This is a genomic window from Kluyvera sp. EC_51 (genome assembly GCF_019584505.1).
Classification (GTDB): Bacteria; Pseudomonadota; Gammaproteobacteria; order Enterobacterales; family Enterobacteriaceae; genus Kluyvera; species Kluyvera sichuanensis.
In genome coordinates this window covers 149314-165205 of the sequence record NZ_VDAG01000085.1, presented here as the reverse complement: position 1 = coordinate 165205, position 15892 = coordinate 149314, and the positions used below count along the sequence as shown (strand labels likewise).

The window sequence follows — 15892 nt, the reverse complement described above, 5'->3', positions numbered from 1 at the left end:
CGTATCTTCGAGTGCCCACACAGATTGTCTGATAAATTGTTAAAGAGCAGTGCAACACGGCTTTCGCTCACTGTTGCGAGGTGGCGTATATTACGCTTTCCTCTTTCAGAGTCAACCCTCATTTTCAGGTTTTTCTCTTCAACCGAACCGGCTAGTTAGTGTGAAGTGATTCACGTTTGCCGTCTCAGTGGGTGCGCATTATAGGGAACTTTGTTTTTCACACAACCCCTTTTCTCACTTTTTTTTCTAAGTGTCGTTTTTTCACGCTTTTTGCGTCGTAAGTGTGCAATTTGCTTAATTTTTGAGATGAGAAACAACCAAACTGGGCCGATAATGGGAAGAAATCTCACCATGACACCGTTTCAAAGAGGTAAACATGTCTGCCGTTTTACGTCGCTATAAAGATTTATTCCCCGTCATCGGCGATCGCGTGATGATCGACGACTCTAGCGTGATCGTTGGCGACGTTCGTCTAGCTGATGATGTCAGCATCTGGCCACTGGTAGCTGCACGCGGTGACGTTAACTACATTCAGGTTGGCGCCCGCAGTAATATCCAGGATGGCAGCGTTCTTCACGTCACGCATAAATCAGCGAAAAACCCAGAAGGCAATCCGCTGATCGTTGGTGAGGATGTGACGGTCGGACATAAGGTCATGTTGCACGGCTGCACGATAGGCAATCGCGTATTGGTTGGTATGGGTTCTATATTACTGGACGGTGTCGTCGTAGAAGACGATGTGATGATTGGTGCCGGTAGCCTGGTCCCGCAACATAAGCGTCTGGAAAGCGGTTATCTTTATCTTGGCAGCCCGGTGAAACAGGTTCGTCCGTTGAAAGAGGCCGAACTGGAAGGGTTACGCTATTCGGCCAATAACTATGTGAAGTGGAAAAACGACTATCTGGATCAGGACAACCAAACCCAACCCTGATTATCTTCCTGCTGTTCACGAATAAGATCGCTGGCTTCCTCTTCCAGATCCCAGCGATTTTCGCAAAACAGCGAGAGCCACTGTTGAGGCGTCTCGCCACCAAAGCGGCGCGCTATGACCTCAGCCCTGAGCGCGCACGTTAGCTGCATACCGTTCACCAGCGCAGGGAAACAAACGGCCTCCACGTCCTCACGCCACTCTTCACGCTCGGGAAACTGGATCGCCTGGTTCATACACCCAGCTCGCGTTTTAGGGATGCAATCACCGGTTCGACATCCGGCAAAATCCCATGCCACAGTAATACCGCATGAGCAGCCTGGCCCACCAGCATACCGAGCCCATCAGCATAGCGTTTAGCGCCGTGCTCGGCACACCATGCGAGAAATGCGGTATCACCTTTCTGATAGAACATGTCATAGCAGCAAACATGATGGTTAATCAGCGACTCGGGGATAGGCGGCGTCTCTCCGGCAATACCGCTGGAGGTTGCATTAATGATGAGATCGAATTCGTGTCCGGAAAGCTCGGACATTGGGATGGCGTTGACGCTTCCAGTATGGTGGAACAATTCCGCTAATGTCTGGGCACGAGCATGGGTACGGTTGGTCAGCGTCACGTTACAATCCAGAGAGAGTAAAGGCAGCAGCACGCCACGAGCCGCTCCACCCGCGCCAATCAACAGCACACGATAGCCAGGCTTAATCAGCCCCAGACGTTCCAGGTCGCTCAGCAGGCCAATGCCATCGGTGTTATCACCGAGAATTCGCCCATCATCAAGACGCTTAAGCGTGTTGACCGCCCCCGCCAGCGCAGCGCGTTCCGTCAGTTCATCTGCCCGGGCGAATGCCTCTTCTTTAAAGGGCACCGTGACATTGGCCCCCTTTCCACCCTGTTGGAAGAAGGTGTTTAGCGTATCGACGAAACCATCCAGCGGCGCCAGCATACGCCCATAGGGGTGGGCGATACTCAACTGTTCGGCAAACTGCTGATGAATGAACGGTGATTTGCTGTGCGCAATCGGGTTACCAAAAACAACGTAGCTTTCCACGGTTTACCCCTGGCGAAAACGTTCGCCCGTCAGGGCATCAAGAATTTCAGATGGATTCAGTCGTCCCCCGGTCGGCGCATCAACCACCGGGAAATCATCACCAAACTGCGCAAGCACTTCGGCGGTGGTCCGGCACGGCGGCAGACCGGTCAGGTTTGCGCTGGTAGAAACCAACGGTTTACCGTAGGCCTCACAGAGTGCAATCACCACTGGGTGATCCGTGACACGAACGGCCAACGAGCTAAAACGACCGGTTAACCAACCTGGCGTGGTTGATTTCGCCGGGAAGACGAAAGTCACCGGGCCCGGCCAACGCGCAAACACGGTGGCGCGCTGCGCTTCGGTCAGCATGCTGTCGTCAATATAAGGTTTAAGCTGATCAAAGCTTGCGGCGATCAGGATTAATCCTTTCTCTACCGGGCGCTGTTTCAGCGCCAGCAGGCTCATGACGGCTTCTTCACTGTCGGGATCGCAACCAACGCCAAATACGGCTTCGGTTGGATAAGCGATGACTTCTTTATTGTTCAGAGCGACAACCGCACGCTGTACGGCCTCTGATGGCAGGTTTTTATTCACTGATTTGTTTCGCCGGTACCGGCTTTCCACATTGTTTGCTGGCACAAAAGCGTTTTACGCCCTGCGCCGTTTTCTTTTCGATAAGCAGCGGGTAATGGCACTCGGGGCACTCCCCCGCTACCGGAGTGAAGTTAATGACGAACTGACATTCCGGATAGCGATCGCAGGAATGAAAGTTTTTACCAAAGCGAGAACGGCGCTGCACCAGGTGCCCTTGCTGACACGCGGGACAGACAATTGCCGTTTCATCGGGTTTATCAATAACCTCAGTGTGTTCACATTCAGGATACTGGCTGCATCCAATGAACATGCCAAAGCGCCCCTGGCGCAACACCAGTACGGCACCACACTCTGGACATGGCTGCCCCTCCAGAATTTTAACGATATGTCCGTCCGCCTGACTTTTCAGGGGACGAACGTAATCGCATTCCGGATAATGGGAACAGCCCAGAAACGGCCCGTGTTTACCGGACCGTATAACCAGTTCAGCCCCGCACTGCGGGCAGGGCTCGTTTTTAGACACCGAAAACAGTGCAGATTTGGCCATAACAACTCTTGATGCCACAAAATGAATTAATGCAGCATACCTTCATTCGTCTCGAAGAGTAATTCTTCCATTTGTTGATAGGCGTTTTCGCAGCCCGGAAGATTGAACAGAACCATCAAAATGACCCACTTCAGCTCTTCCAGCTCAAACTCTGCGGTATCCAACGCCATAACGCGTTCAATCACCATTTCCCGCGTTTCGAGGTTCAGCACCTGAATCTGCTCAAGGAATAACAGGAACCCCCGGCAGCTGGCATCCAGTCGTTGACTCTCTTCCTCGGTAAAAATACGCACGGAGAGAGGGTCGGACGCAAGCTGCATCGGTTCTACGAGGCCTTCCTGATAGTCGGCGAGCTTTTCCAGCCATATTAGCGCGTTGAAGATATCTTCACGTTCGAACCCTGCATCGGTAAGATCCCGAGTCAGTTTGTCCTGATCCACGCGCATGTCTGTTTCTGTATGGATGTAGGTCTCAAACAAATACATTAGTACGTCGAACATGGCCTGCCCTCCTTAATCGGACATAGCCGCCGGGTACAGCTGCGATCCACCCTGCTAACTCCAGTTCAAGTAGCTGAGCCACGGTCACTGGCACAGGTTGGCCGGCACGTTCAGCGACGACGTCAACAGGTGTTACCTCATCTCCTACGTTAGCCAGGAGCTCAGGAAATGGCAATGCTACACATTCCTTATCTGCACAATTATTTGTCATTTCGGGCGGTTCGGACAAATGTCTGTTTAATCCGGGAAAAAGCGCCAGAATATCCTCAGGTTCCGTCACCATCATCGCCCCCTGCTTGATAAGCCAGTGCGGCCCTTCCATGCCAGGATTTCCCAGCGGGCCGGGTATTGCAAACACCTCTCGCCCTTGCTCGAGTGCGCACCTCGCTGTCACTAACGAGCCGCTACGCAGCGCGGCCTCCACCACCAGGACGCCACGGCTCAGACCGCTGATGATGCGGTTACGACGGGGGAAGTTATACGCCGCAGGCGCGGCACTTAACGGAAACTCAGAAACCAGCGCCCCGCCATGTTCAACAATCTGCTCAGCTAGCGCTCGGTGTCGATGGGGGTAAATATGAGCCAGGCCGCTACCCAGAATGGCGATAGTGTTCCCCTCCACCTGCAGGGCGCTACGATGCGCCACACCGTCAATACCCAATGCCAGACCGCTGGTGATAGTCACTCCCTGCCTCGCCAACACCTCACAAAAGTACCTCCCCCACCGTTCACCATAGTGTGAGTGATGGCGACTGCCGACAACCGCAAGCTGTGGAGAGCGTAATAATGTGAGATTGCCGTGCACGCACAGCACGGCGGGATAATCGCGGATAGCACGAAGCGGCTCAGGGTAATAAGGAGAGTCGGCGAGTAAGAGGTGGTTTCCTGGTATGTCCAGCCAGCGCTGATTGGCCTCTATCTCGCTCTGCGTTAGGGCGAAAAATCGTTCGGCCTGCTTAATACTAAACCCTAACGCAAAGAGCGTCTGGCGAGTGATATTGCTTTCCCGGCGAAGCGTGCAAAGCGCATACCGCATCTCATCGCCATACAAATCATTTACCTTCATCAGCCGGAAGGCTATATCTTCTGGCGACATCCTTTCCCCCTTGCCACATGCGGCATCAGCAATCCTTGCGATTGGTCACTGATGCTGTCAATTAGAGGGGGTTTTGTCTAGAATAGAGGTAATAATCTTTCCTACTCCTGAACAGAACTCTGGATATTTATGGCAGTTTTGCAAGTATTACATATTCCGGACGAGCGTCTTCGCAAAGTCGCCGCACCGGTAAAAGAAGTGAATGAAGAAATTCAGCGAATTGTCGACGATATGTTCGAGACAATGTACGCCGAGGAAGGTATTGGCCTGGCGGCAACGCAGGTCGATATTCATCAACGCATTATCGTTATCGATGTGTCAGAGGATCGCGCCGACCAACTGGTGCTGATCAACCCTGAGCTGTTGGAAAAAGACGGTGACACCGGTATTGAAGAAGGTTGCCTGTCCATTCCTGAACAGCGCGCGCTGGTTCCTCGCGCTGAACGCGTGAAAATTCGCGCTCTCGACCGTAACGGTAAGCCGTTCGAGCTTGAAGCCGATGGTCTGCTGGCTATCTGCATTCAGCATGAAATGGACCACTTAGTCGGTAAACTGTTTATCGATTATCTTTCTCCGTTAAAACAGCAACGTATTCGCCAGAAAGTTGAGAAACTGGATCGCCTGAACGCGCGTGCCTAAGGATAAGGATTAACGTGTCAGATTCACTACGTATTATTTTTGCGGGTACCCCTGACTTTGCAGCGCGTCATCTTGACGCGCTGTTGTCGTCTGAGCACCAGGTCGTTGGTGTATTTACCCAGCCAGACCGCCCTGCCGGTCGCGGTAAGAAACTGATGCCAAGCCCGGTCAAAGTGCTGGCGGAAGAGAAAGGTATTCCGGTCTTCCAGCCAGTCTCACTGCGCCCTGAAGAAAACCAGAAGCTGGTCGCTGACCTGCAGGCTGACGTGATGGTCGTGGTCGCCTACGGGCTTATCCTGCCGAAAGCCGTGCTGGCTATGCCGCGCCTCGGCTGTATTAACGTTCACGGTTCCTTGCTGCCGCGCTGGCGTGGTGCTGCACCCATTCAGCGTTCGCTCTGGGCAGGTGATAGTGAAACCGGCGTCACCATTATGCAGATGGACGTAGGTCTGGACACGGGCGATATGCTGCATAAGCTCTCCTGCCCGATTACCGCTGAAGATACCAGCGCCAGCCTCTACGACAAACTGGCAGAACTGGGCCCGCAGGGACTGCTGCATACGCTGCATCTGCTGGCGACCGGCGCGGCTAAGCCTGAAGTTCAGGATGAAGCATTGGTCAGCTACGCTGAGAAGCTCAGCAAAGAAGAAGCGCTTGTTGACTGGACGCTCAGCGCAGCACAGCTTGAGCGCTGCATCCGCGCCTTCAACCCGTGGCCGATGAGCTACATCGTCATTGATGAGCAGCCGGTAAAAATCTGGCAGGCGACGGTGATTGATAAACCCGCCGGCGCCGAGCCAGGTACCATCCTGGAAGCGAGTCGCCAGGGAATTCAGGTCGCAACCGGTGACGGTATCCTCAACCTTATTTCGCTACAGCCAGCGGGTAAGAAGGCGATGAGCGCACAGGATCTGCTGAATTCACGTCGGGAGTGGTTCATTCCCGGTAACCGTCTGCTTTGACGGTTCATACCTTTTAAAGCCCGGAGTCTCCGGGCATTTTTATTTTTGCGGTTATGAAAAAACATCTTAATTTACGCAGTATGGCGGCGCAGGCCGTAGAGCAGGTCGTCGAAAAGGGCCAGTCGTTAAGCAACGTGCTGCCTGCATTGCAGCAAAAAGTGGCCGATAAAGATAAAGCACTATTGCAAGAGCTGTGCTTCGGCGTGCTGCGCACACTCTCTCAGCTGGAATGGATGATCCAGCAGCTGATGGAGCGCCCGATGACGGGCAAACAGCGCACCGTCCACTATCTGATTATGGTTGGTTTTTATCAGTTGCTGCATACCCGTATTCCCGCGCACGCCGCGCTGGCCGAAACCGTTGAAGGTGCCGTGGTCATCAAGCGTCCGCAGCTCAAAGGGCTGATCAACGGAGTATTACGCCAGTTTCAACGTCGTCAGGAAGAGCTGCTGTCTGAATTCTCCCAAAGCGAACTGCGTTTTCTGCACCCGTCCTGGCTAGTGAAACGCATCAAGAATGCCTATCCGCAGCAGTGGGAAGCCATTCTTGAGGCCAACAACCAACGCCCGCCAATGTGGCTACGCGTCAACCGTAATCACCATACCCGCGATGCCTGGTTAGACTTACTGACGGAAGCAGGCATGACCGGTTTCCCGCACCCGGATTATCCAGATGCCGTGCGTCTGGAAACACCTGCATCGGTGTTAGCATTACCAGGCTTCGAGCAGGGCTGGGTTACCGTACAGGACGCTTCCGCTCAGGGCTGCATGCGTTATCTACAGCCGGAAAACGGTGAGCAGATCCTGGATCTATGCTGCGCGCCAGGGGGGAAAACCACACATATCCTGGAAGTCGCACCACAGGCTGACGTGCTGGCGGTTGATGTTGATGAAAAGCGCCTGTCACGCGTTTACGACAACCTTAAACGTCTTGGCATGAAGGCAACCGTTAAGCAGGGCGATGGCCGCTATCCAGAGCAATGGTGCGGCGAGCAGTTGTTCGATCGTATCCTGCTGGATGCGCCATGCTCCGCCACCGGGGTTATTCGTCGTCACCCGGACATCAAGTGGCTGCGCCGCGACCGCGATATCCCTGAGCTGGCTCAGCTGCAGGCTGAAATTCTCAATGCTACCTGGGCTCACCTGAAGCCGGGCGGTACGTTAGTTTATGCAACCTGTTCTATCCTGCCAGAAGAGAATCAGCAGCAAATTGCCGCGTTCCTGGCGCGGACACCTGATGCCGTGCTCAGCGATACAGGTACACCTGAACAGCCTGGCCAACAGAATTTACCGGGTGCAGAAGAAGGCGATGGTTTCTTCTACGCTAAGCTAATCAAGAAGTGATGAGATAACGGGTCGCAACTGATGAAAATTATCATTCTGGGTGCCGGACAGGTTGGCGGCACACTGGCGGAAAACCTGGTCGGGGAAAATAACGACATCACGATTGTCGATACTAACGGCGAGCGGCTGCGCAGCCTGCAGGATAAATTCGACCTGCGCGTGGTTCAGGGTCACGCTTCTCATCCCCGGGTACTGCGCGAAGCAGGTGCCGATGATGCCGATATGCTCGTCGCGGTGACCAGTTCAGATGAAACCAACATGGTTGCCTGCCAGGTGGCCTACTCACTGTTCAACACGCCAAACCGTATCGCCCGTATCCGTTCCCCGGACTATGTACGCGATGCGGAGAAACTGTTCCACAGCGATGCCGTACCTATCGATCACCTGATTGCACCAGAACAGCTGGTTATCGATAACATCTACCGCCTGATTGAGTACCCAGGCGCGCTGCAGGTGGTAAACTTTGCCGAAGGTAAGGTGAGCCTGGCTGTCGTTAAAGCCTACTACGGCGGGCCTCTGGTGGGTAATGCGCTTTCGACTATGCGCGAACATATGCCGCATATCGATACCCGCGTAGCCGCTATTTTCCGTCACGACCGACCTATTCGCCCGCAGGGCTCAACTATCGTTGAGGCTGGGGATGAAGTCTTCTTTATTGCCGCATCGCAGCATATTCGAGCGGTAATGAGCGAGCTTCAGCGTCTGGAGAAACCGTACAAGCGCATTATGCTGGTCGGCGGCGGGAACATCGGTGCAGGCCTGGCGCGCCAGCTGGAAAAAGATTACAGCGTGAAGTTGATTGAACGTAATCAACAGCGTGCGGCGGAGCTTGCTGAAAAGCTGCAGAATACGATCGTTTTCTTTGGCGATGCATCGGATCAAGAACTGCTGGCGGAAGAACATATCGATCAAGTTGATCTGTTTATTGCCGTCACCAACGATGATGAAGCCAATATCATGTCAGCGATGCTGGCCAAGCGAATGGGCGCCAAGAAAGTGATGGTGCTGATTCAACGTAAAGCCTACGTTGATTTGGTGCAGGGGAGCGTTATCGATATTGCGATCTCCCCGCAGCAGGCAACGATCTCCGCACTGCTGAGCCACGTGCGTAAAGCGGATATTGTGGGCGTTTCCTCTCTTCGCCGCGGCGTTGCCGAAGCCATTGAAGCCGTCGCGCACGGTGATGAAAGTACTTCGCGCGTAGTGGGCCGCGTTATCGATGAAATCAAACTGCCGCCAGGTACTATTATTGGCGCGGTGGTACGCGGAAATGACGTGATGATTGCTAATGACAATTTACGCATTGAGCAAGGCGACCACGTGATTATGTTCCTGACCGATAAAAAATATATTTCGGACGTGGAACGCTTGTTCCAGCCAAGTCCCTTCTTCCTTTAATTACCCAAAGGCGCTCAATAGAGCGCCTTTTTTATTAACCCGCTATTATTTAAGGGTTAATTGATACTGCCATATTTATTATCACCAATGGAAAATAGATAAACATTTGTTAAACTTATAAACGTCAGCTAGCACAAGGGAGAATAAAATGAGCATTATTAAAGAGTTTCGCGAATTCGCGATGCGAGGAAATGTTGTCGATTTGGCAGTGGGTGTCATTATTGGTGCAGCGTTTGGCAAGATTGTATCGTCATTAGTTGCGGACATCATCATGCCGCCGCTGGGGCTGCTCATTGGTGGGATTGATTTCAAGCAGTTCGCGGTAACGCTGCGCGATGCGCAAGGTGATGTACCAGCAGTCGTCATGCATTATGGCGTGTTCATTCAGAACATCTTCGATTTTGTGATTGTTGCCTTCGCCATCTTTATGGCGATAAAACTTATCAACAAGCTTAACCGTAAGAAAGAGGAGCCAGCTGCTGCTCCTGCACCAACCAAAGAAGAAGTCCTGCTGTCTGAAATTCGTGACCTGCTGAAAGAACAGAACAACCGTTCTTAATCAGGCCGCAGAAAGCAGAAAGCCAGTGGTAAAAAAGCGCATCGCTTGTTTGCCACTGGCCTCCCGCCCGTACCCCTTACCGTGTTTTTCTTTCCGCAGATAGCTGCCTTTACCTTTCTTATTTTTCTCTACGCGCTGACGAAACAGCGGGTCATGTAATAGGGCTTCGATGGCATTGTCTTTAATTTGCCCCTTCGTATGCTGATAGCGGCTCATAACATCTCCTGATTGTGTGTTTATTACGCGGCGAGTGTAGATCTAATTATGTAAACACTCAACTCACATTTTACGATGCCCCCGCCCCCTCTTCCAGAATCCCGAGAATAGAGCAATGTTGGCTGCTATGCGCAGTCCCACAGCAGGCATCATTCAGCTGTTTTAGCGCGCGCTGCATCGCCTGCAGTTCTTCGATTCGAGATTCAACTTCGCTCAAGCGAGCCTGTACGATCCCTTTTGATTCCTGGCAGGTGTGGTGAGCGGGATCCACGCGGATCGAAAGTAATTCGCGGATCGACTCAAGAGTAAACCCCAACTGTCGGGCATAGCGAATAAACTTCAGGCGCTGAAGATCGTCCGCAGTATAAAGGCGAAAGCCGCCTTCAGTGCGAATATCATGGCTCATCATCTGCTGTTTTTCATAATAGCGCACGGTATCCGGCGTCACGCCGGCAAGCTTTGACAGTTCACCAATGCGGTACATAGCTACTCCTCGTTAATTTTACTCATCAGCTTATCGGCATAGTCACCGCGCAGAAAATCAGTACTTAATCCTGCTTGCTGCAATTTCAGTTCCATTAGCGCCAGTCGACGGCTCAGTTCCTGATAGCGCGCATCTTCCCGACGAATACCTTTCAGCAAATCGGCTAATTCAACTGCCTGCTTACGCTGCTCAAGTTCTGGGGGCAAACACCCCGCGTTCTTCAACAACCGATAGCCAGAACGTAACGCTTCGGGTACGGCGGAATCATCGTCAAGCACCAGTGGTTCACCCTGACCTGGCAGGTTATCAAACTCACCTTTGCGCTGCGCATCGGTAATATGGCGTTCGGCCCATTGATCCAGTAACCACATGTACCTACTCCGGAGAAATGAACAGAAAAGATACGACTATTGTAGAAGGGTGGGGGTAACGGGGATATAAAAAAACCCGCCGAGGCGGGTTTTTTTACTTTACTACAGATTACTCTGCAGCTGCTTCTGCTTTCGATTCTGAACGATCAACCAGCTCGATGTAAGCCATCGGCGCGTTGTCGCCTGCACGGAAGCCACACTTCAGAATGCGAGTGTAACCACCGGTACGGCTCGCGAAACGCGGGCCCAGTTCGTTAAACAGTTTTGCCACGATCTCGTTATCACGAGTACGGGCGAATGCCAGACGACGATTAGCAACGCTATCAGTCTTGGCAAGAGTAATCAGCGGCTCAACTACGCGACGCAGTTCTTTCGCTTTAGGCAGGGTCGTCTTGATGATTTCATGACGAACCAGTGAACCTGCCATGTTGCGGAACATAGCCTGGCGATGGCTGCTGTTGCGGTTCAGTTGACGACCACTCTTACGATGGCGCATGACCTTATCCTTCTCAGTAAAACCTTAACCTGTGATCCGGTTACTCGTCAGCAATGCTTGCCGGCGGCCAATTTTCCAGGCGCATGCCCAGAGAAAGACCACGTGAGGCCAGCACGTCTTTAATCTCGGTAAGAGATTTTTTACCCAGGTTAGGCGTCTTAAGAAGCTCAACCTCGGTACGCTGTACCAGATCACCGATATAGTGGATAGCTTCTGCCTTGAGGCAGTTAGCAGAGCGGACAGTCAATTCCAGATCGTCAACAGGGCGCAGCAGGATCGGATCGAATTCTGGTTTCTCTTCTTTCACTTCCGGCTGACGTACATCACGTAAGTCAACGAAAGCTTCCAGTTGTTCTGCCAGGATGGTTGCCGCACGACGAATCGCCTCTTCAGGATCGATTGTGCCGTTGGTTTCCATTTCGATGACCAGCTTGTCCAGGTCGGTACGCTGTTCTACACGCGCTGCTTCAACATTGTAGGCAATACGCTCTACAGGGCTGTAGCATGCGTCGACCAACAGACGGCCGATCGGGCGCTCATCTTCTTCCGAATGAATTCGGGCAGAAGCCGGCACATAACCGCGACCGCGCTGAACTTTGATACGCATGCTGATAGCTGCGTTCTCATCGGTCAGGTGGCAGATCACGTGCTGCGGCTTGACGATTTCGACATCACCATCATGGGTGATATCGGCTGCGGTCACAGGGCCAATGCCAGATTTATTCAAGGTAAGAATAACTTCATCTTTACCCTGAACTCTCACCGCCAGCCCTTTCAGGTTGAGCAGGATTTCAAGGATATCTTCCTGAACGCCTTCTTTGGTGCTGTACTCATGAAGTACACCATCAATCTCAACCTCGGTCACCGCGCAACCCGGCATCGATGAGAGCAGAATACGGCGCAGTGCGTTACCCAGAGTATGGCCAAAGCCACGCTCTAAAGGCTCAAGGGTCACCTTGGCGTGCGTCGAACTCACTTGCTCGATATCTACCAGGCGCGGTTTTAGAAACTCTGTCACAGAACCCTGCATTGTGTCCTCTCTTTGGTACTAAGCTTTACTTGGAGTAAAGCTCGACGATCAGGTGTTCGTTAATGTCCGCAGACAGATCAGAACGCTCAGGCTGACGCTTGAACGTGCCTTCCATCTTGCCAGCATCAACTTCCAGCCAGGTTGGCTTTTCACGCTGTTCAGCCAGCTCCAGAGCGGCTTTAACGCGAGATTGCTTTTTCGCTTTCTCACGGATGCTAACAACGTCATTCGCTTTAACCTGATAAGAAGCGATGTTAACAACACGACCGTTTACCATGACTGCTTTATGGCTAACCAGCTGACGTGCTTCTGCACGAGTGGCGCCAAAGCCCATACGGTATACTACGTTGTCCAGACGACCTTCCAGCAGAGCCAACAGGTTTTCACCGGTGTTGCCTTTCAGACGTGCTGCTTCTTTGTAATAGTTACGGAACTGACGCTCCAGCACGCCGTAGGTACGACGAACTTTTTGCTTTTCACGCAACTGCACACCATAGTCAGACAGACGCGGTTTACGCGCACCGTGCTGGCCAGGAGCTTGTTCAATTTTACACTTGGTATCGATCGCGCGAACGCCAGACTTAAGGAATAAGTCGGTGCCCTCACGACGGCTCAGCTTGAGCTTAGGACCCAAATATCTTGCCATTTTCTTTCTCCAACAAACCTGGAAAACGAAGCGTTATACGCGACGTTTCTTCGGCGGACGACAACCGTTATGAGGGATCGGAGTCACATCAGTAATATTAGTGATGCGGAAACCAGCGGCGTTCAGAGCACGAATAGTAGATTCGCGGCCTGGACCCGGACCTTTAACCATAACTTCCAGATTCTTGATGCCGTATTCTTTAACGGCGTCAGCGCAACGCTCTGCTGCAACCTGAGCTGCAAACGGAGTGGATTTACGCGAACCACGGAAACCGGAACCACCGGCTGTTGCCCAACCCAGCGCATTACCCTGACGATCGGTAATAGTTACGATGGTGTTGTTAAAAGAAGCATGGATATGAGCCACGCCATCAGAGACTTGTTTTCTTACACGCTTACGTGCACGAACTGGTGCCTTTGCCATTATTCAATCACCCCGATTATTTCTTGATCGGTTTGCGCGGACCCTTACGGGTACGTGCGTTGGTCTTGGTACGCTGGCCGCGAACCGGGAGACCACGACGATGACGCAAACCGCGATAGCAACCAAGATCCATCAGGCGCTTGATGCTCATGCTAATTTCACGGCGCAGATCACCTTCAACGACAAATTTGGCAACTTCGTCACGCAGCGTGTCGATTTGTCCTTCAGACAGCTCACTGATCTTAACATTTTCAGCGATACCCGCAGCAGCCAGGATGGCTTTAGAACGGGTCTTGCCGACGCCATAGATCGAGGTTAACGCGATCACAGCATGTTTCTGATCAGGAATGTTAATGCCTGCTATACGGGCCACTATGCACTCCTACTATTTAATATGTACGCACCATGCTGAAAAGCCCGTTTTCAGGATACTCAAATGGAAACGTACAGACATACAAAAGATTGGCTGGCTAATCTAGCCAGCTCAACCCAACTTTGCAAGAAAAATATGCGAATAAATCAGCCTTGGCGCTGTTTATGCTTCGGCTCGGCGCTGCAAATCACACGGATGACACCATCACGCTTAACGATTTTGCAGTTACGGCATAATTTCTTGACGGAAGCACGAACTTTCATTTTTACTCTCCGTAACTTCTCGGGCGACCTTTTAGCGGCTATAGCCTTTGAGGTTCGCCTTCTTCAATGCAGACTCGTACTGACTTGACATCATCAGAGTTTGCACTTGAGCCATAAAGTCCATAATCACGACAACAACGATCAGTAGCGATGTCCCACCGAAGTAGAACGGCACTTTCATTGCATCACGCATGAACTCCGGGATCAGGCAGATAAAAGTAATATACAACGCACCAACGAGAGTCAGGCGAGTCATTACTTTATCGATATACTTCGCCGTTTGCTCTCCCGGACGAATTCCTGGTACAAATGCACCGGACTTCTTCAGGTTATCTGCTGTTTCACGCGGGTTGAAGACCAACGCCGTGTAGAAGAAACAGAAGAAGATGATTGCAGACGCATAGAGTAACACATAAAGCGGTTGCCCAGGCTGCAAATACAGCGAAATTGTTGTCAGCCAGTTCCAACCGGTACCGCCCCCGAACCATGACGCGATGGTCGCAGGGAACAGAATAATACTGGAAGCGAAGATTGCTGGGATTACCCCGGCCATATTCACTTTCAGCGGTAAATGTGTGCTCTGTGCAGCATAGACACGACGACCTTGCTGACGTTTCGCGTAGTTTACCACAATGCGGCGTTGACCACGTTCAACAAATACAACAAAGAACGTCACTGCAAACACTAATACTGCAACCAACAGCAACAGGAGGAAGTGCAGGTCGCCTTGACGCGCTTGCTCGATAGTATGGGCAATGGCTGGCGGGAGTCCCGCAACGATACCAGCGAAGATAATGATTGAGATACCGTTGCCGATACCACGCTCAGTAATCTGTTCGCCGAGCCACATCAGGAACATAGTCCCTGTAACCAGACTCACAACAGCGGTGAAATAGAATGCAAAGCCTGGATTGATTACCAGGCCCTGCATACCAGGCATATTCGGTAAACCGGTAGCAATACCGATTGACTGGAATATTGCCAGCACCAGAGTGCCGTAACGGGTGTACTGGCTGATCTTACGACGACCAGACTCCCCTTCTTTCTTGATTTCTGCCAGCGTTGGATGAACCACCGTCAGCAGCTGGATAATAATCGATGCCGAAATATACGGCATGATACCCAGGGCAAAGATAGAAGCACGGCTGAGAGCACCACCAGAGAACATGTTGAACATTTCAATGATAGTGCCTCGCTGTTGCTCAAGCAGTTTGGCAAGTACAGCGGCATCAATACCAGGGATCGGAATAAAAGAGCCAATACGGAACACAATAAGCGCACCGATTACAAACAACAGTCTGCGTTTCAGCTCGCCTAAGCCACCTTTGGCACTTTGAAAATCTAATCCCGGTTGTTTAGCCATCTGCTACTTATTCCTCGATTTTACCGCCAGCAGCTTCGATAGCAGCACGAGCGCCTTTAGTAACACGCAGGCCACGAACAGTTACCGGGGTAGAAACCTCACCAGACAGGATCACTTTCGCGAACTCGATCTGAATACCGATAATGTTAGCTGCTTTCAGCGTGTTCAGGTCAACAATACCGCCTTCCACTTTCGCCAGGTCAGACAGACGGACTTCCGCTGTAATCGCTGATTTGCGAGAAGTGAAGCCGAACTTCGGCAGACGACGGTACAGTGGCATCTGGCCACCCTCGAAACCACGACGTACGCCACCGCCAGAACGAGACTTCTGACCTTTGTGACCACGACCGCCGGTTTTGCCGAGGCCAGAACCGATACCACGACCCAGACGGCGACCCGCCTTTTTAGAGCCTTCGGCCGGAGACAGAGTATTTAAACGCATCTCTTACTCCTCAACTTTAACCATGAAGTAAACCGCGTTGACCATACCACGAACAGCAGGAGTATCCTCGCGTTCTACGGTGTGACCAATACGACGCAGACCCAGGCCAAGCAGCGTTGCCTTGTGTTTCGGCAGACGACCGATTGCACTGCGGGTTTGAGTAATTTTAATAGTCTTTGCCATGGT

General features: G+C 52.1%; 24 protein-coding genes. 6 read left to right on the top strand and 18 right to left on the bottom strand.

The genetic code is table 11. The features are described 5' to 3' along the window. Positions 1-376 precede the first annotated feature (376 nt). On the top strand, positions 377-931 hold the full coding sequence (locus tag FHC49_RS15840) for a gamma carbonic anhydrase family protein (RefSeq protein WP_185668938.1): 555 nt from the start codon (positions 377-379) through the stop codon (positions 929-931). Here the strand turns inward: FHC49_RS15840 and FHC49_RS15835 are convergent. From FHC49_RS15835 to dprA, 6 genes are read right to left on the bottom strand one after another with little or no spacing between them, the layout of a single operon-like run. Then, positions 907-1164, bottom strand: coding sequence for a DUF1488 domain-containing protein (locus FHC49_RS15835; protein ID WP_220440268.1), 258 nt, complete (start codon positions 1162-1164; stop codon positions 907-909). The genes FHC49_RS15840 and FHC49_RS15835 overlap by 25 nt on opposite strands. Next, the gene (gene aroE / locus FHC49_RS15830; protein ID WP_185668940.1) at positions 1161-1979 is read right to left on the bottom strand and encodes a shikimate dehydrogenase; all 819 of its coding nucleotides are present in this window, start codon (positions 1977-1979) and stop codon (positions 1161-1163) included. The genes FHC49_RS15835 and aroE overlap by 4 nt, the downstream gene beginning before the upstream one ends. A gap of 3 nt (positions 1980-1982) precedes the next feature. Next, positions 1983-2555, bottom strand: a complete 573-nt coding sequence (gene tsaC, locus FHC49_RS15825) for an L-threonylcarbamoyladenylate synthase type 1 TsaC (protein WP_185668941.1) — start codon at positions 2553-2555, stop codon at positions 1983-1985. Continuing rightward, positions 2548-3102 (bottom strand): type I DNA topoisomerase, encoded by a 555-nt coding sequence (locus tag FHC49_RS15820; protein ID WP_220440267.1) that lies wholly within the window; start codon positions 3100-3102, stop codon positions 2548-2550. The genes tsaC and FHC49_RS15820 overlap by 8 nt, the downstream gene beginning before the upstream one ends. Before the next feature lie 26 nt (positions 3103-3128). After that, on the bottom strand, positions 3129-3602 hold the full coding sequence (gene smg, locus FHC49_RS15815) for a DUF494 family protein Smg (RefSeq protein WP_123650834.1): 474 nt from the start codon (positions 3600-3602) through the stop codon (positions 3129-3131). Further along, on the bottom strand, positions 3574-4698 hold the full coding sequence (dprA, locus tag FHC49_RS15810; protein WP_220440266.1) for a DNA-protecting protein DprA: 1125 nt from the start codon (positions 4696-4698) through the stop codon (positions 3574-3576). The genes smg and dprA overlap by 29 nt, the downstream gene beginning before the upstream one ends. A gap of 129 nt (positions 4699-4827) precedes the next feature. On the opposite strand from dprA, the gene def reads away from it, so the two are divergent. From def to mscL, 5 genes are all read left to right on the top strand, one after another. After that, the gene (gene def / locus FHC49_RS15805) at positions 4828-5337 is read left to right on the top strand and encodes a peptide deformylase (protein ID WP_185668944.1); all 510 of its coding nucleotides are present in this window, start codon (positions 4828-4830) and stop codon (positions 5335-5337) included. 14 nt (positions 5338-5351) lie between these two features. Then, positions 5352-6299 (top strand): methionyl-tRNA formyltransferase, encoded by a 948-nt coding sequence (gene fmt, locus FHC49_RS15800; protein WP_220440265.1) that lies wholly within the window; start codon positions 5352-5354, stop codon positions 6297-6299. Between the two features lie 53 nt (positions 6300-6352). Then, positions 6353-7642: a 16S rRNA (cytosine(967)-C(5))-methyltransferase RsmB gene (gene rsmB / locus FHC49_RS15795; protein WP_220440264.1), complete on the top strand. Its 1290-nt coding sequence runs from the start codon at positions 6353-6355 to the stop codon at positions 7640-7642. 21 nt (positions 7643-7663) lie between these two features. Further along, complete coding sequence (gene trkA, locus FHC49_RS15790) at positions 7664-9040, top strand: Trk system potassium transporter TrkA (RefSeq protein ID WP_035895001.1); 1377 nt, start codon at positions 7664-7666, stop codon at positions 9038-9040. A gap of 148 nt (positions 9041-9188) precedes the next feature. Next, the gene (gene mscL / locus FHC49_RS15785; RefSeq protein ID WP_185668947.1) at positions 9189-9599 is read left to right on the top strand and encodes a large-conductance mechanosensitive channel protein MscL; all 411 of its coding nucleotides are present in this window, start codon (positions 9189-9191) and stop codon (positions 9597-9599) included. On the opposite strand, the gene FHC49_RS15780 is transcribed toward mscL, so the two are convergent. The 12 genes from FHC49_RS15780 to rpmD form a co-directional block, all read right to left on the bottom strand. Beyond that, positions 9600-9815, bottom strand: a complete 216-nt coding sequence (locus FHC49_RS15780; protein WP_185668948.1) for an alternative ribosome-rescue factor A — start codon at positions 9813-9815, stop codon at positions 9600-9602. A gap of 70 nt (positions 9816-9885) precedes the next feature. Beyond that, a complete protein-coding gene (gene zntR / locus FHC49_RS15775; protein WP_035894995.1) occupies positions 9886-10299 on the bottom strand; it encodes a Zn(2+)-responsive transcriptional regulator in 414 nt (137 codons plus the stop codon). 2 nt (positions 10300-10301) lie between these two features. Further along, entirely contained in the window at positions 10302-10670 is a 369-nt protein-coding gene (locus FHC49_RS15770) for a DUF1992 domain-containing protein (protein ID WP_185668949.1), read from the bottom strand. Positions 10671-10779: 109 nt separating this feature from the next. After that, positions 10780-11166: a 50S ribosomal protein L17 gene (rplQ, locus tag FHC49_RS15765; RefSeq protein WP_035894993.1), complete on the bottom strand. Its 387-nt coding sequence runs from the start codon at positions 11164-11166 to the stop codon at positions 10780-10782. Between the two features lie 40 nt (positions 11167-11206). Further along, positions 11207-12196: a DNA-directed RNA polymerase subunit alpha gene (rpoA, locus tag FHC49_RS15760; RefSeq protein WP_002919219.1), complete on the bottom strand. Its 990-nt coding sequence runs from the start codon at positions 12194-12196 to the stop codon at positions 11207-11209. 25 nt (positions 12197-12221) lie between these two features. Next, entirely contained in the window at positions 12222-12842 is a 621-nt protein-coding gene (rpsD, locus tag FHC49_RS15755; protein WP_185668950.1) for a 30S ribosomal protein S4, read from the bottom strand. Positions 12843-12875: 33 nt separating this feature from the next. Beyond that, positions 12876-13265: a 30S ribosomal protein S11 gene (rpsK, locus tag FHC49_RS15750; protein ID WP_001029758.1), complete on the bottom strand. Its 390-nt coding sequence runs from the start codon at positions 13263-13265 to the stop codon at positions 12876-12878. Positions 13266-13281: 16 nt separating this feature from the next. After that, the gene (gene rpsM, locus FHC49_RS15745; protein ID WP_013364454.1) at positions 13282-13638 is read right to left on the bottom strand and encodes a 30S ribosomal protein S13; all 357 of its coding nucleotides are present in this window, start codon (positions 13636-13638) and stop codon (positions 13282-13284) included. 146 nt (positions 13639-13784) lie between these two features. Next, on the bottom strand, positions 13785-13901 hold the full coding sequence (rpmJ, locus tag FHC49_RS15740) for a 50S ribosomal protein L36 (protein WP_000868187.1): 117 nt from the start codon (positions 13899-13901) through the stop codon (positions 13785-13787). 31 nt (positions 13902-13932) lie between these two features. Next, on the bottom strand, positions 13933-15264 hold the full coding sequence (gene secY, locus FHC49_RS15735; protein WP_035894987.1) for a preprotein translocase subunit SecY: 1332 nt from the start codon (positions 15262-15264) through the stop codon (positions 13933-13935). A 7-nt stretch (positions 15265-15271) separates the two neighbouring features. After that, on the bottom strand, positions 15272-15706 hold the full coding sequence (rplO, locus tag FHC49_RS15730; protein WP_035894986.1) for a 50S ribosomal protein L15: 435 nt from the start codon (positions 15704-15706) through the stop codon (positions 15272-15274). A 3-nt stretch (positions 15707-15709) separates the two neighbouring features. After that, positions 15710-15889 carry a 50S ribosomal protein L30 gene (rpmD, locus tag FHC49_RS15725; protein ID WP_003863301.1) on the bottom strand — a complete coding sequence of 60 codons (180 nt, stop codon included), beginning with the start codon at positions 15887-15889 and terminating at the stop codon, positions 15710-15712. Positions 15890-15892: the final 3 nt, after the last annotated feature.

Coding starts and splice junctions, on each gene's coding strand:
- mscL (WP_185668947.1), top strand. CDS start 9,189: ATGAGCATTATTAAAGAGTTTCGCGAATTCGCGATGCGAGGAAATGTT.
- FHC49_RS15840 (WP_185668938.1), top strand. CDS start 377: ATGTCTGCCGTTTTACGTCGCTATAAAGATTTATTCCCCGTCATCGGC.
- smg (WP_123650834.1), bottom strand. CDS start 3,602: ATGTTCGACGTACTAATGTATTTGTTTGAGACCTACATCCATACAGAA.
- rpmJ (WP_000868187.1), bottom strand. CDS start 13,901: ATGAAAGTTCGTGCTTCCGTCAAGAAATTATGCCGTAACTGCAAAATC.
- def (WP_185668944.1), top strand. CDS start 4,828: ATGGCAGTTTTGCAAGTATTACATATTCCGGACGAGCGTCTTCGCAAA.
- rpsK (WP_001029758.1), bottom strand. CDS start 13,265: ATGGCAAAGGCACCAGTTCGTGCACGTAAGCGTGTAAGAAAACAAGTC.
- FHC49_RS15780 (WP_185668948.1), bottom strand. CDS start 9,815: ATGAGCCGCTATCAGCATACGAAGGGGCAAATTAAAGACAATGCCATC.
- secY (WP_035894987.1), bottom strand. CDS start 15,264: ATGGCTAAACAACCGGGATTAGATTTTCAAAGTGCCAAAGGTGGCTTA.
- rplO (WP_035894986.1), bottom strand. CDS start 15,706: ATGCGTTTAAATACTCTGTCTCCGGCCGAAGGCTCTAAAAAGGCGGGT.
- FHC49_RS15835 (WP_220440268.1), bottom strand. CDS start 1,164: ATGAACCAGGCGATCCAGTTTCCCGAGCGTGAAGAGTGGCGTGAGGAC.
- FHC49_RS15820 (WP_220440267.1), bottom strand. CDS start 3,102: ATGGCCAAATCTGCACTGTTTTCGGTGTCTAAAAACGAGCCCTGCCCG.
- rpmD (WP_003863301.1), bottom strand. CDS start 15,889: ATGGCAAAGACTATTAAAATTACTCAAACCCGCAGTGCAATCGGTCGT.
- rpsD (WP_185668950.1), bottom strand. CDS start 12,842: ATGGCAAGATATTTGGGTCCTAAGCTCAAGCTGAGCCGTCGTGAGGGC.
- zntR (WP_035894995.1), bottom strand. CDS start 10,299: ATGTACCGCATTGGTGAACTGTCAAAGCTTGCCGGCGTGACGCCGGAT.
- rpoA (WP_002919219.1), bottom strand. CDS start 12,196: ATGCAGGGTTCTGTGACAGAGTTTCTAAAACCGCGCCTGGTAGATATC.
- FHC49_RS15770 (WP_185668949.1), bottom strand. CDS start 10,670: ATGTGGTTACTGGATCAATGGGCCGAACGCCATATTACCGATGCGCAG.
- rplQ (WP_035894993.1), bottom strand. CDS start 11,166: ATGCGCCATCGTAAGAGTGGTCGTCAACTGAACCGCAACAGCAGCCAT.
- dprA (WP_220440266.1), bottom strand. CDS start 4,698: ATGTCGCCAGAAGATATAGCCTTCCGGCTGATGAAGGTAAATGATTTG.
- rsmB (WP_220440264.1), top strand. CDS start 6,353: ATGAAAAAACATCTTAATTTACGCAGTATGGCGGCGCAGGCCGTAGAG.
- trkA (WP_035895001.1), top strand. CDS start 7,664: ATGAAAATTATCATTCTGGGTGCCGGACAGGTTGGCGGCACACTGGCG.